Annotated in this window: 13 protein-coding genes (1 of these 13 running past the window's edge); 4 read left to right on the forward strand and 9 right to left on the reverse strand. The window is 58.1% G+C overall.

What is annotated here, in order from left to right:
* Positions 1-1,725, forward strand: the 3' portion of a protein-coding gene (locus HU718_RS25060; protein WP_186616702.1) for an alkaline phosphatase D family protein. It extends 195 nt beyond the left edge of the window; 1,725 of the gene's 1,920 nt are visible here — the last part of the coding sequence; its start codon lies off the left edge, out of view; the stop codon is at positions 1,723-1,725.
* Positions 1,726-1,847: 122 nt separating this feature from the next.
* Here HU718_RS25060 and HU718_RS25065 read toward each other — a convergent pair whose 3' ends face one another.
* On the reverse strand, positions 1,848-3,020 hold the full coding sequence (locus HU718_RS25065) for an aspartate aminotransferase family protein (RefSeq protein ID WP_150731669.1): 1,173 nt from the start codon (positions 3,018-3,020) through the stop codon (positions 1,848-1,850).
* 102 nt (positions 3,021-3,122) lie between these two features.
* Here HU718_RS25065 and HU718_RS25070 point away from each other — a divergent pair, with 102 nt between their 5' ends.
* From HU718_RS25070 to HU718_RS25080, 3 genes are all read left to right on the forward strand, one after another.
* Positions 3,123-4,028, forward strand: a complete 906-nt coding sequence (locus tag HU718_RS25070; protein ID WP_038362897.1) for a LysR family transcriptional regulator — start codon at positions 3,123-3,125, stop codon at positions 4,026-4,028.
* 54 nt (positions 4,029-4,082) lie between these two features.
* Positions 4,083-4,487 carry a GNAT family N-acetyltransferase gene (locus HU718_RS25075; RefSeq protein WP_150707700.1) on the forward strand — a complete coding sequence of 135 codons (405 nt, stop codon included), beginning with the start codon at positions 4,083-4,085 and terminating at the stop codon, positions 4,485-4,487.
* Between the two features lie 133 nt (positions 4,488-4,620).
* A complete protein-coding gene (locus tag HU718_RS25080; protein ID WP_186616703.1) occupies positions 4,621-5,325 on the forward strand; it encodes a hypothetical protein in 705 nt (234 codons plus the stop codon).
* A gap of 319 nt (positions 5,326-5,644) precedes the next feature.
* On the opposite strand, the gene HU718_RS25085 is transcribed toward HU718_RS25080, so the two are convergent.
* From HU718_RS25085 to HU718_RS25120, 8 genes are all read right to left on the reverse strand, one after another.
* Positions 5,645-6,136 (reverse strand): RidA family protein, encoded by a 492-nt coding sequence (locus HU718_RS25085; RefSeq protein WP_007916938.1) that lies wholly within the window; start codon positions 6,134-6,136, stop codon positions 5,645-5,647.
* A 321-nt stretch (positions 6,137-6,457) separates the two neighbouring features.
* Positions 6,458-7,345 (reverse strand): heme o synthase, encoded by an 888-nt coding sequence (gene cyoE, locus HU718_RS25090; protein WP_007916939.1) that lies wholly within the window; start codon positions 7,343-7,345, stop codon positions 6,458-6,460.
* 11 nt (positions 7,346-7,356) lie between these two features.
* Positions 7,357-7,692 (reverse strand): cytochrome o ubiquinol oxidase subunit IV, encoded by a 336-nt coding sequence (gene cyoD / locus HU718_RS25095; protein WP_007916940.1) that lies wholly within the window; start codon positions 7,690-7,692, stop codon positions 7,357-7,359.
* On the reverse strand, positions 7,692-8,315 hold the full coding sequence (gene cyoC / locus HU718_RS25100; RefSeq protein ID WP_007916943.1) for a cytochrome o ubiquinol oxidase subunit III: 624 nt from the start codon (positions 8,313-8,315) through the stop codon (positions 7,692-7,694). Before cyoC ends, cyoD begins: the two co-directional genes overlap by 1 nt.
* A 3-nt stretch (positions 8,316-8,318) precedes the next feature.
* Positions 8,319-10,349 (reverse strand): cytochrome o ubiquinol oxidase subunit I, encoded by a 2,031-nt coding sequence (gene cyoB, locus HU718_RS25105; protein WP_042560959.1) that lies wholly within the window; start codon positions 10,347-10,349, stop codon positions 8,319-8,321.
* Between the two features lie 3 nt (positions 10,350-10,352).
* Positions 10,353-11,294 carry a ubiquinol oxidase subunit II gene (gene cyoA / locus HU718_RS25110; RefSeq protein ID WP_007916947.1) on the reverse strand — a complete coding sequence of 314 codons (942 nt, stop codon included), beginning with the start codon at positions 11,292-11,294 and terminating at the stop codon, positions 10,353-10,355.
* Between the two features lie 843 nt (positions 11,295-12,137).
* Positions 12,138-12,647 carry a disulfide bond formation protein B gene (locus tag HU718_RS25115; RefSeq protein WP_137218398.1) on the reverse strand — a complete coding sequence of 170 codons (510 nt, stop codon included), beginning with the start codon at positions 12,645-12,647 and terminating at the stop codon, positions 12,138-12,140.
* 24 nt (positions 12,648-12,671) lie between these two features.
* Positions 12,672-13,232 carry an ester cyclase gene (locus HU718_RS25120; RefSeq protein ID WP_186616704.1) on the reverse strand — a complete coding sequence of 187 codons (561 nt, stop codon included), beginning with the start codon at positions 13,230-13,232 and terminating at the stop codon, positions 12,672-12,674.
* Between the last annotated feature and the right edge of the window lie 28 nt (positions 13,233-13,260).

The raw sequence follows: 13,260 nt of genomic DNA on the forward strand, positions 1-13,260 counted from the left end.
GCGTTTGTTCATCTTATCGACGTTACTCTCGAAAACGCCCTGCCCTGCGATACGCAAATCGACTATGACCTGCTGATCGACGACACCACTGGCATCGCTGACTGGGCGGCGCATCTGCTGTACGGCGATGCAACCTGCCCGAACTTCGTCCTGCGCTCGCGGATCGACCAACTGCTGCACGGCTCCTGCCGCAAACCGCATCACCCGGCGGCGGATGGTTTGCTTTGCGTCGATCAGCTATTGGCAAGCGAAGCCGACCCGCAACAACGCCCGGCCTGGCTGATGATGAGCGGCGACCAGGTTTACGCCGACGATGTCGCCGGCCCGATGTTGCGGGCGACTCATGCCTTGATCGAACGTCTCGGCTTGTTCAACGAACATCTCGAAGGCGCCGTGGTCAGCGACAGCGCGAAGCTCTATGAACACCCGGCCAGTTACTACCACCGCGCGGATTTGTTACCAGCGCTGGAGAGCAACGAGACATTGCGCGAGCGATTTTTCGGCGGTGCGCGTAAGCCGATTTTCACCAGCAGCAGCGCTGACAATCACTTGGTGACCTTCGCCGAAGTCATGGCGATGTACTTGCTGGTGTGGGCGCCGACGGCTTGGTCGCTGATCGACCCGCAAGCGCCCGAACTGACGCCCGAACGCCTCAAGCGCTACGCCCTCGAGCAGACTCGCATTGACGCCTTCAAGGCTGGACTGGGCAAGGTCGCCCGCGCGCTGGCGCATCTGCCGAGCCTGATGATTTTCGACGATCACGACATCACCGATGACTGGAATCTGTCCGCGCAATGGGAGGAAACAGCCTACGGCCACCCGTTCTCCAAACGCATTATCGGCAATGCGCTGATCGCCTATATGTTGTGTCAGGGCTGGGGCAACAATCCCGATGCGTTCAAGGATGTGCTGGGAAAAACCCTGAGCCTTAGCGCCAGCGGTGATGATCAATACCTCGACAGCCCGGTGCAGGATGCTCTGATCGATGATTTGCTGCGCTTTCAGCAATGGCATTTCGTCCTGCCAACCAGCCCCGCGCTGGTGGTCATCGACACGCGCACACGGCGCTGGCGCAGTGAGATGGCGCTCAAGCAACCCTCGGGCCTGCTCGATTGGGAGGCGCTGAGCGAACTGCAACAGGAACTGCTCGATCACCCGTCAGCGATCATCGTTTCCCCGGCGCCGATCTTCGGCGTGAAGCTGATTGAAACCGTGCAGAAGGTCTTCAGTTGGTGCGGCTACCCGCTGCTGGTCGACGCGGAAAACTGGATGGCTCATCGCGGTGCGGCGCAGGTGATCCTGAATATTTTCCGCCACTCGCGCACACCGGGTAATTACGTGGTGCTGTCGGGCGATGTGCATTATTCCTTTGTCTACGAAGTGCTTATCCGCCACCGCAAGGCCGGGCCGCGGATCTGGCAGATCACCAGCAGCGGCATCAAGAACGAGTTTCCGAAAAGCCTGCTGGAATGGTTCGACCGCCTCAACCGCTGGCTCTACTCGCCACGCTCACCGCTGAACTGGTTCACCAAACGCCGACGCATGCGCATCGTGCCGTACACGCCGGAACATGCTGAGGCAGGCGAACGCTTGTGGAATTCGGCGGGGATCGGTCAGGTGTTTTTCAATGAACAGGGGCAGCCGCGCGAGATCATTCAGCACAATTCGAATGGCAAGGCGAAGACACGGATGCTGGCGCCGGATCTGGCGGATTATCCGGACTAAGGCCTACACCGTACATGTGGGAGCGAGCCTGCTCGCGAAAGCGGTCGATCATCCAGCAGAGATGTCGACCGATAGTCCGCCTTCGCGAGCAGGCTCGCTCCCACAGTGCTACTTACAAGCCATCAATGCGCGATCAGTGCTCGCCCCACACCTCTGACAATCATCTCCACCTCACGCTCATCAATCGTCAACGGTGGCAGCAGCCGTATCGTCTTGCCCCGCGTGACGTTGATCAACAGCCCATGATCCCGCGCCGCGATCAGGGTCAGATCCCGCACCGGTTGTTTCAGCTCGATACCGATCATCAAGCCCTGCCCACGAATCGCCAGCACATTGGGATTGTCCGCCAGCTCTGCACGCAGACGAGTCAACAAACGCTCGCCCTGAATCCGGGCGTTTTCCAGCAGACCCTGCTCTTCGATGATATCCAGCACCGTGCAACCGACCCGACACGCCAGCGGATTGCCACCGAAAGTGCTGCCATGGCTGCCGGGCGTGAACAGATCCGCAGCCCTGCCCCGCGCCAGACAAGCGCCGATCGGCACACCATTGCCCAGACCTTTTGCCAGGGTCATGACATCCGGAACGATGCCTTCATGTTGAAACGCGAACCAGCGGCCGGTGCGGCCGATGCCGGTCTGGATTTCATCGAGGATCAATAACCACGCATGGCGATTGCACAGTTCGCGCAGCGCTTTCAGGTAGTCGGGCGGCGCAAGCTGCACGCCGCTTTCGCCCTGAATCGGCTCGACCAGAATTGCCACGATGCGCTCGCCGTGCTTTTTCTGCGCCTGCTCGAGCGCCGCGAGATCACCGAACGGTACTTTGAGGAAATCCCCCGGCAATTCGTTGAAACCCAAACGCACCGCCGGGCCATCGCTGGCCGACAAGGTGCCAAGTGTGCGGCCATGGAACGCGTTGGCCATGACCACCACCAGCGGCTGTTCGATGCCCTTGCGCCAGCCGTACAAACGCGCGAGTTTCAGCGCCGTTTCATTGGCCTCGGCACCGGAGTTATTGAAGAATGCACGCTCCATGCCCGACAGCTCAGTCAGCCGTTTGGCCAGTTGTTGTTGCCAGTCGATGCTGTACAGATTGGACGTATGCAGCAGCAATCCCGCCTGCTCGCTGATCGCCGAAACAATCCGCGGGTGCGAGTGGCCGACATTGGTCACCGCGACACCGGCCACCGCATCCAGATACTCGCGGCCGGCCTGATCCCACAGGCGAGTGCCGAGGCCTTTGGTGAAACTCAGGGCCAGTGGTTGGTAGGTGTTCATCAGGGCGGCGGTCATGACTTCAAACTCCAGTGCAGGTCGGTGTGCTGGCAGTATGGTTAGCCAGCGAAACTGGATAAACTCGGCAAAACTTCATTCATTTAAAAGCAGAGCTTGATAATGGACCTGTTCCAGTCGATGAGCGTGTACGTCAAAGTCGTCGAAGCCGGGAGCATGACGGCGGCCGCGTTGCAGTGCGATATGTCGACGACCATGGTCGGCAATCATCTGCGCGCGCTGGAACGACGGCTCGGCGTGCAACTGCTGCAACGCACCACCCGGCGTCAGCGGCTCACTGAATTCGGCAGTGTTTACTACCAGCGCTGTCTGGAAGTGTTGGGGTTGGTCGCCGATTCCGAACGCCTCGCCGAGCAGACCCTCGATCAACCCCGGGGCATGTTGCGCCTCACCGCGCCACTGACCTTCGGCGTTGAACGGCTGGCTCCGGCGCTCAGTGAGTTTTCCCTGCTGTACCCGCAGGTCAAACTCGATGTGGTGCTGACCAACAGCCGTCCCGATCTACTGGAGAGCGGCCTCGATGTGGCGTTTCGGCTGGGCAATTTCGACCAGTCCAACTTGATCGCCCGGCCCTTGATCGACTACACCCTGACTGTGTGCGCCTCGCCGCACTACGTTGCCCGGCGCGGCATGCCGAAAACCCCCGAAGACTTGCAACAGCACGACTGCCTGTCGTTCGCCTATCCCGCCGGCGACGACTGGCAATCGGTGGAAAAGCGCTGGCGCCTCGGAGGGCCCGACGGGGAAATCATGGTCGACGTCAGCGGGCCTATGCTGATCAACAGCTCTGCCGGTTTACATCAGGCTGCCCGCACCGGCATGGGCATCGTGATGCTGCCGGATGCGCTGGTAGAACAAGACCTGCGTGAAGGCCGACTGGTGAAGGTGATCGCCGACTTCCAGCCACCCAGCAGACCGATGCATCTGCTCTACGCGCCAGATCGCTATCGCTTGCCGAAATTGCGCCGGTTCGTGGAGTTTGCGATGCAGACGTGGGGGAAATCCTGAGACTGCCTGCTCGACGTTCCCCTGAAAACTCGCTGACAAGGACATGAACAGCAGATGAACAACACTCTCAACGTACGTGATTTGCTGCCCGCCGAAACGCAATCGGTGCGGCAGTTTCTCGGGGAGCATGGCTGGGGCCATCGCACCGGCTCACCTGAACACTTCGCCCAGTTGATCAAGAACTCTCAGCGCACCGCCGTCGCCGTCCAGGGTGAGCAGATCATCGGATTCGCTCGTGGGATCAGCGATGGTTTGTCCAATGGTTATCTGTCGATGGTAGTGGTCGACGACCAGCATCGGCGTGCTGGGATTGGCCGCGCACTGGTCGAGCACATCATGGGCGACAATCCGGATATCACGTGGGTGCTGCGTGCCGGACGCGAGGGCGCAGAGGCTTTTTTTGCCAGCCTGGGTTTTGAGACCTCGGTGATCGCCATGGAACGGCCGCGCTTGAAATAGTGCACGCCGGGAAAAAACTCGACCGGCAGACCGTTGCTCCGTGACAACGCCGCCGCGCTCCCCTAAATTAGTCGGCCTGAAAAAGCCCTCGGCTTTCTCATCTCCACTCAAGTTAAAAAGTAGTGAAATTTCAATGTCCGATTTCAACACCGCTGAATCCGTAGTCACCGAATCGTCCAAAGCGGAATACGAAAACTCCATCAATCTTTCACAACACCTGCCACAAGCCAAAATCATCAGCGAGATGGTCCTGGACGCGTTCCAGTCGACCCGCGAAAGCGACCAGATCCGCGAGCTGCGCGCGGCGATCCGTCAGGCTCACGACAGCTTCGATGACGACAAGGCCTACGAGCTGATGGGCGAACTCAAGGCGCTGAAAGACGCCGAAGCCGCCGACCTCGCCGCCCTCGAAGACCTCAGCAGCAAGTTCTCGATCGGCCGCATCCTGTCCAGCTTCAAGGACGATCCGGCGTTCCAGGAAATCGTTTACGGCCTCGCGCTGAAAGTGCTGAACCAGACCCATCAGGCGATCAGCAATCCGAGCGGCGGCAAGAGCAAGGCTGCGAAGAAGAAGGAAGTCGAAATCTTCACCATCAGCAAGGACGGCATCAGCGTGACCTTGCCACTGCGCACGCCACGCTCGCGCCTGAACGTTGACCGTGCAGCGCTGGAGTTCCTCGGCTTCACCTTCGTCGGAGAAGGCGAAGAAGCGGAGCTGGAGAGCGAAACGTTCATCGACAATGCCGGCACCGAACAAACCGTTAACCGCAAGAACATCATCACTGCGTTGCAACAGCAGACTGCATTCGATGGGTACAGCATCGCCGCGCAGTACTAGCGCAGCGCTGAACGAAAAAGCCCCGCACTGGGATTCAGTGCGGGGCTTTTTGTTGTCCGGCTTGGGATTCGTGAGGAGGCGAAAATCCTCGCCCCTCACCCCAGCCCTCTCCCGAGGGAGAGGGAGCCGATTTGGGAATATTGTAGAAGTACACCGAAATGAAAGTGATGTGCCGAATCCACAATCGCCCCCGAAATGAAAGTGCTGTGCGGAATCCAATCGCCTCGGTCTCTCAGGTCGATGTATAGCGCAAGACACCTCGGTCAGTCCCCTCTCCCGAGGGAGAGGGTTAGGGTGAGGGCAAGCCGTCAAACAACCCTCAAGCCGAAGGATGCAACGCCACGATCATGTCGACCTCAATCGCCGCGTTCTTCGGCAACTGATACACGCCAACCGTAGTGCGCGTGTGCCGGCCGGCATCACCGAGCACATGACTGAACACGTCCGACGCACCGTTGGCGACTTCGCTCAGATCAACGAAGTCCGGCGTCGACTTCACATACACCGTCACCCGCAACAACGCCTTGATCTTGTCCAGCGAACCCACCGCATCGACGATCAGCGCCAGGCAACGCATCGCACTGATGCTGGCGGCGGCTTGCGCATCCTTGAGGGTCAGCTCCAGTCCGACGCGACCCGGGTACTGAATCTTGCCATTAGTGCGCGGCACCATGCCGCTGATGTACAACTCATCGTGATGTCGGATCAGCGGCGCGTAATTGCCGCCGGCGGTGTTCTCGCCATAGATGTCGTAGTTCAGCTCTTGGGCCAGGGCAATAAAACGCTCGTCGCAGGTCATCCTCTCAGTCATCTCGCCCAGCCTTATGATCAGTGCATGAAGAACCGCAGGTTAAGACAGATGGGCAACCGCAAATGGCAAGGAGCTATCACTGTCATGGTTGGATCCAAATCTAGGGGGTTTACCGGAAGTCTGCAACCAGCAACCCAGCAAATTCAGTGACGTTGGGATTCGCGAGCAGGCTCGCTCCCACATTGGATCTGCGTCGATCGAATATCCCCTGTGGGAGCGAGCCTGCTCGCGAATGGCAGCACATCAAATCAGCATAATCCACCCAACAAAAAACCCCGCACATCTCTCAATGTGCGGGGTTTTTCTTCAAGCCCTTGAGCCTTACGGCGCGTACGTCAGCAGCAGCTCTGCGGGCACCTTGAAGTCCAGGGACATCATGACGCTCAACGCAGTGATGGTGAAGATCGAGAACACGAACAGCTTGCGTGCCCAGACCGTGTCATCCACCGCTTTGTAGCCGGTCCAGGCCATGTACAACCAGTACATGCCCATGGCCGCGGCGACGGCGAGGTAGCTCATGCCGGCGTAACCGCTGAAGGTCAGCATCAAGGTCGCTACAAGGAACGCCAGGATGTAGAGCAGGATGTGCTTCTTGGCCACTTGAATCCCGCGCTTCACTGGCAGCACCGGAATCGATGCGGCCAGGTAATCGTTGAAGCGGAAGATCGCGATGGCGTAGGAATGCGGCATCTGCCACAGGCTGAACATCACCAGCAACGTCAGCGCGGCCATGTCGAAGCTGTTGGTTACGGCGACGTAACCGATCACTGGCGGCATGGCGCCCGACAGACTGCCCACCAGCGTGCCGTGAACCGACTTGCGCTTGAGGTACAGGCTGTAGAAGCCGACGTAGATGATGAAGCCGATCACCGCGAACAAAGCGGCCAACGGATTGGCCACCTTGTACAACAATGCAACGCCGAGAACACCAAGGATGGTCGCGTAGACCAGCGCCAGTTTCAGGGAGATCAAGCCCTGCACCAGCACCCGGTTCTTGGTGCGTTCCATCTTCAGGTCGATGTCGCGGTCGATGCAGTTGTTGAACACGCAACCGGAGGCAACAACCAGGGATGTACCGATCATGGCAGCCAGAAACACCGCCAGATCCACATGCCCTTTCGAGGCCAGGAAGAACCCGCCTGCCACAGAAAGCACGTTACCGAAAATGATCCCCGGTTTGGTGATTTGGATAAAGTGCTTGAGCGACATCGGGTCTTACCTCACTTCGCCATCATGTAGGTGTGGATGCTGAACATGATCCACAACGACAGGCCAACCAGCAGCACGATCACGATCGCCGTAAAGACGAATGCAATCACGTTGTTACGCTGAGCAATGGAACGGTCCAGGTGCAGGAAGTAATACAGGTGAACGATCACCTGGATCACTGCGAACAGCAGAACGATTGCCAGCGTGGTGGCCTTCGGCAGGCTCGGGTACATCACCAGACCGAATGGGATGACGGTCAGGATCACCGACAGGATGAAGCCAATGGCGTACGACTTTACGCTGCCGTGGCCAGCATCATGGCTGTCATGGGAGTGTGCATTAGCCATTACAGAGTCCCCATCAGGTAAACAACGGTGAATACGCAGATCCACACCACGTCCAGGAAGTGCCAGAACAGGCTCAGGCAGCTCAGACGGGTCTTGTTGGTCGCCGTCAGGCCGTGCTTGTTGACCTGGTACATCATGATGCCCATCCAGATCAGACCCGCCGAAACGTGCAGACCGTGGGTACCGACCAGGGTGAAGAACGCGGACAGGAAGCCCGAACGGCTAGGACCGAAGCCCTCGGAGATCAGCAGGTGGAACTCGTTGATCTCCATGGCGATAAAGCCTGCGCCGAGCAGGAAGGTCATGAACAACCAGCCCAGGACCGCCTGCTTCTTGCCTTTGTACAACGCCAGCATGGCGAAGCCGTAGGTGATCGAACTGAACAACAGCAGAGCGGTTTCGCCCAGCACGTATGGCAGTTCGAAGATGTCGTGGCCCGACGGGCCACCGGCTACGTTGTTTACCAGTACTGCGTACACCGCGAAGATCGACGCAAACAGAATGCAGTCGGTCATCAGGTAGAGCCAGAAACCGTATACGGTCATCTCGCCCGAGTCGTGGTGATGGTCATCGTGCCCATGGTCACCATGGGCGTGTCCAACATTGGTCACTAAGTTCGACATGGTTTAAGCCTGTTCCAACGAGGTTTCAACACGGGTGGCACCGGCCGGGATTTTCCCTGCCGCAACCAGACGCTTGTGCTGCTCGGCTTCGATACGCTCGATCGTTTCAACCGGAACCATATAGCCCTGGTCGTCACGTGCAGCGTGGATCACGAAGTAAACGACGGTGCCTACCAGGCTCGCGATCGCCAGCCACCAGATGTGCCAGATCATTGCGAAACCGAAGACGGTCAACAGTGCGCCCATCACCACGCCAGTGGCGGTGTTGTTCGGCATGTGGATCGGCTCGTACTTGGCCGGACGCTGGTACGCAGTACCGTTTTCCTTGGCTTCAGTGAACGGGTCGATGCAGTCAGCCTTAGGCAGCACAGCAAAGTTGTAGAACGGCGGTGGCGACGAGGTCGACCATTCCAGGGTGTGTGCATTCCACGGGTCACCGTGATCGCAAACGTTCTCTGGCTTGTTGCGGTCACGCACCGACACGTACAGCTGGATCAGCTGGCAGGCGATACCCACAGCGATCATCACCGCACCGAACATGGCAACGTACAGGTACGGTACCCACTCAGGGTTGGTGGTGGCGTTCAGACGACGGGTCATGCCCATGAAGCCCAGTGCATAGAGCGGCATGAACGCGACGAAGAAGCCCGAGATCCAGAACCAGAACGCTGCTTTACCCCAGCCTTCGTGCAGCTTGAAGCCGAACGCTTTCGGGAAGTAGAACGCGAAACCAGCGATGTAACCGAATACCGCGCCGCCGATGATCACGTTATGGAAGTGCGCGATCACGAACAGGCTGTTGTGCAGAACGAAGTCAGCACCCGGGATGGCCAGCAGTACGCCGGTCATGCCGCCAATGGCGAAGGTCACCATGAAGCCCAGAGTCCACAGAACCTGGCTGGTGAAGCGCAGACGGCCCTGGTAGATGGTGAACAGCCAGTTGAATAGCTTCACACCCGTCGGGATGGAAATCAGCATCGTCGCCAGACCGAAGAAGGCGTTGACGCTTGCACCCGAACCCATGGTGAAGAAGTGGTGCAGCCAAACCATGAAGCCCAGTACCGAGATCGCGCCCGAGGCGTAGATCATCGAGTGGTGGCCGAACAGTTTCTTGCCGGTGAACGCCGAGATCACTTCCGAGAAGATGCCGAATGCCGGCAGGATCAGGATGTAAACCTCAGGGTGGCCCCACGCCCAGAACAGGTTGACGTACATCATTGGATTGCCACCAAGTTCATTGGTGAAAATGTGGAAATCCATGTAACGGTCAAGGGTCAGCAGTGCCAGGGTAGCGGTCAGGATCGGGAACGAAGCCACGATCAGAACGTTTGCCCAGGTGCAGGTCCAGGTGAAGATCGGCATGTCCATCAGTTTCATGCCAGGGGTACGCATTTTCAGTACGGTCGCGAGGAAGTTAACCCCCGTTAACGTCGTACCTAACCCGGATAGCTGTAGCGCCCAGATGTAGTAGTCCATGCCCACGCCAGGGCTGTATTGCAGACCCGACAATGGTGGATAGGCAACCCAACCGGTCTTGGCGAATTCGCCGACGCCCAGGGACAGGTTGATCAGTACTACGCCGGATACCAGCAGCCAGAAGCTCAGGGAGTTCAGGAACGGGAACGCAACGTCACGCGCGCCGATCTGCAGCGGCACTGCAAGGTTCATCAGGCCGGTGAAGAATGGCATCGCCATGAAGATGATCATGATCACACCGTGAGCGGTGAATATCTGGTCATAGTGTTCAGGTGGCAGGTAGCCAGGCGAACCCTCGGTGGCCATGGCCAACTGGGTACGCATCATGATGGCGTCGGCAAAACCGCGCAGCAGCATGACCATGGCGACGATGATGTACATCACGCCGATTTTCTTGTGGTCGACCGAAGTCAGCCACTCGGTCCACAAGTAGGTCCACTTCTTGAAGTAGGTGATTGCAGCGAACAGCGCCAGACCACCGAGGGCGATCATGGCGATGGTCACCATCACGATCGGCTCGTGGAATGGGACTGCTTCCCAACTTAATTTACCAAACATCGTTTACTCCTCTGCCCCGGCAGCTGAATGCGAACTCGAGTCAATTTCCGTGGCCGCCACTTCTTTCTCTTTCTTCTCGTGCTTCAGCGGCTTGCCCGGCTTCATACCTTCGTACTTGTCGACGATGATCTGGAACTGGTTCGGCGTGACCGAGGAGTAGAGCTCGACTGGGTTGTTCTGGCTCGGTTTGGCAAGGGCCGCGTATTCAGCTTGATCAAGCTGTTTAGGTGACTTCTTGACTTCACTTACCCAGGCGTCGAAATCTTCCTGAGTGGTGGAGATAGCCTTGAATTTCATACCGGTGAAACCCGCGCCGCTGTAGTTGGCGGAGATACCGTCCATTTCAGCGTTACGGTCAGCGATCAGGTGCAGCTTGGTCTGCATGCCCGCCATCGCGTAGATCTGGCCGCCCAGACCCGGGATGAAGAACGAGTTCATCACAGCGTCAGAGGTGATCTTGAAGTTGATTGGCGTGTGCGCCGGGAACACGATCTTGTTGACCGTGGCAATGCCTTGTTCCGGGTAGATGAACAGCCACTTCCAGTCCAGCGCGACCACTTCGATGGTCACAGGCTTGACGTCGGATTGAATCGGACGATACGGGTCCAGTTCGTGGGTCGAAATGTAGGTGATGTAACCCAGGGCAATGATGATCAGAACCGGGATGGTCCAGACTGCCACTTCGATTTTGGTCGAGTGCGACCATTTCGGGGTGTAGACGGCGTTCTTGTTCGACGCGCGGTACTTCCAGGCGAACAGGAAGGTCATGACGATAACCGGCACAACGACCAACAGCATCAGCAGGGTCGCGGTGATGATCAGGTTGCGCTGTTCCAGGCCGACCTGGCCCGTTGGATTGAGCAAGGTCATGTTGCAGCCTCCCAGCAACAACGTGCCGAGCAGCGGCACTAGGCCTAGTAATCTGGGGTACCTGTTTTTACTCATCTCACGACCTCTAAAGCAGCTTGCGCAATGCAGTTGGGTTTTGATCGCCAACACTTCACCCTGCCAAGGGTTGGCATTTTCTTTGGATTGAATAAGGGCCGCCCGTCGCGCGTCAGACGCTCGACAAAACCTGGGACAGCGGTCAGTTCTTATTCGAATTCGTGGTCAAAGGCCTTGTTACAGACCAATTCCATTTGGTGCGGAAAGTTGGAAGGCACCGACACCTGGGTGTCTTGGAAGCCTTGCGACTCACTCGACACCCGACTTTCTGCGCAGCGCCTTAATAAAAAGCGTTCCTTAATAAAGGCTGAACAGTGCCGGGAATTCAGTGCGGGCGATTGTAGATAGGTAGCGCCCTATACACCATGTCTTATCCCGAAATAATTTTTATCCGTTCGAGCAACAATCCATCGCCATTTTTGCAAAAGTTCCGCATCTTATCGAAATCAATTCTCAACAAAAACACCAAAAATTGTAGGTGTACCCGCGTCAGTTCAGACAGCTCTGAAGGCTTTTTCCGAACGCTCGAACAGCGCAAGCCCCGATAACCCAAGGCTTTTGGCCATATGCCCGCGCTTGTTAAAACTGCCTGCTCTGGCACCCGCGTGCTAAAGCCGAAAAACCCCGAAGCAGACCAATCCTTTTTTGTAACAACGCCCGATTCCGCATCACTGAAGCGTCCTGCGACACCGCGCGTGTGACAACATGTCGCACACCTGCCACACCCTGCCTTGCCGTCCGTCACGGTGTTTTCACAAACACTCTGAAATGCAAAAACGCCCCGATTGGCTGATCCGCAAATCGGGGCGTTTTCTGTATCGGCCAGACAGCCGAATAGTTGACTCAGCGCAGTGCTTTTCGGTTACGCGAGGTCAGCAGCGGCACCAGGATCACCACCAGCACGAACGCCACGAGCGCCCATTGCGCCAGCGACAGGCCGAGGATCGGCGGGTACGGCGTCGAGCAGAAACCGTCGACCTGGAAGCCCAGCGGGAAAATCTTCGCCAGCGGCAGATCATCGACAATCGGCTGCAGCACATCGATGCCACAGCTGACCGCCGGGTAGAACTGCGTGTACACGTGATGCCCGGCCACACCGGCCCCGGCAATCGCGCAAAGCACCACCAGCACTTCGAACACGGTGATGCTGCGACGGCTGCGCATCGCCGCGCCGATGAACGCGAACAGCGCGATCAGCAGCAATGCATAGCGCTGCAAAATGCACAGTGGGCACGGTGCTTCGCCGAGCACGATCTGCATGTACAGCGCACCGCCGATCAGTGCCAGGCAGATGATGCCCAGCAGCACCAGAAAGCGCCGCTCACGTCCCAGTCGAATCGTTTCCTCGCTCATCGCGTTTCCTTTATTGTCCATGGTTCAGCTGGCCGGCGGCTGCGCTTGCAGTTGCGCCATCAAGCTGATGTTGTCTTCGATATGCCAATTGGCCGCGATGCGACCGTTATCAATCTGATAGATATCGGTTGCCCGGAAGTCTACACGCTGGCCCTGCCCTTTGAGAGCCTTGAACGTACCGCTGAAATGCCCGCGAAAATGCAGATGCACCACCACGCGGTCACCGGCGATGATCATTTGCTCGATGTCGCAACTCAAGTCCGGCACCGCCGTGCGAAAGAACTTCGACGCCAGTAACGGCCCGGTCGGCCCCTGCACCCGGCCTTCAGGTGGGGTCTGGTCGACAAACTGCGGCGACAGCGCCGCCGTGGCCAACGCCTCTTCACCGGAATTCCAGAAACTGGCGTAACGCCGCGCGGCCAATTCCATAGCTTCGACCTGCGTCTTGGGCAGGCTCTGATCGACGATCAGGGTCTGCGGTTTTATCAGGGCAGATTCGGCAAAGGCAAACGGGCTCGTCAGCAACGCGGCCGAAAGACCGATGGCTGCGAAGCTGAAACGACGGGCGAAGGTGAGGTGCGACATGGGGGCGATCCTGATCATGTAAACGAAC

The organism is Pseudomonas tensinigenes (assembly GCF_014268445.2).
GTDB lineage: Bacteria > Pseudomonadota > Gammaproteobacteria > Pseudomonadales > Pseudomonadaceae > Aquipseudomonas > Aquipseudomonas tensinigenes.

Coding starts and splice junctions, on each gene's coding strand:
- HU718_RS25065 (WP_150731669.1), bottom strand. CDS start 3,020: ATGACCGCCGCCCTGATGAACACCTACCAACCACTGGCCCTGAGTTTC.
- HU718_RS25070 (WP_038362897.1), top strand. CDS start 3,123: ATGGACCTGTTCCAGTCGATGAGCGTGTACGTCAAAGTCGTCGAAGCC.
- HU718_RS25075 (WP_150707700.1), top strand. CDS start 4,083: ATGAACAACACTCTCAACGTACGTGATTTGCTGCCCGCCGAAACGCAA.
- HU718_RS25080 (WP_186616703.1), top strand. CDS start 4,621: ATGTCCGATTTCAACACCGCTGAATCCGTAGTCACCGAATCGTCCAAA.
- HU718_RS25085 (WP_007916938.1), bottom strand. CDS start 6,136: ATGACTGAGAGGATGACCTGCGACGAGCGTTTTATTGCCCTGGCCCAA.
- cyoE (WP_007916939.1), bottom strand. CDS start 7,345: ATGTCGCTCAAGCACTTTATCCAAATCACCAAACCGGGGATCATTTTC.
- cyoD (WP_007916940.1), bottom strand. CDS start 7,692: ATGGCTAATGCACACTCCCATGACAGCCATGATGCTGGCCACGGCAGC.
- cyoC (WP_007916943.1), bottom strand. CDS start 8,315: ATGTCGAACTTAGTGACCAATGTTGGACACGCCCATGGTGACCATGGG.
- cyoB (WP_042560959.1), bottom strand. CDS start 10,349: ATGTTTGGTAAATTAAGTTGGGAAGCAGTCCCATTCCACGAGCCGATC.
- cyoA (WP_007916947.1), bottom strand. CDS start 11,294: ATGAGTAAAAACAGGTACCCCAGATTACTAGGCCTAGTGCCGCTGCTC.
- HU718_RS25115 (WP_137218398.1), bottom strand. CDS start 12,647: ATGAGCGAGGAAACGATTCGACTGGGACGTGAGCGGCGCTTTCTGGTG.
- HU718_RS25120 (WP_186616704.1), bottom strand. CDS start 13,232: ATGTCGCACCTCACCTTCGCCCGTCGTTTCAGCTTCGCAGCCATCGGT.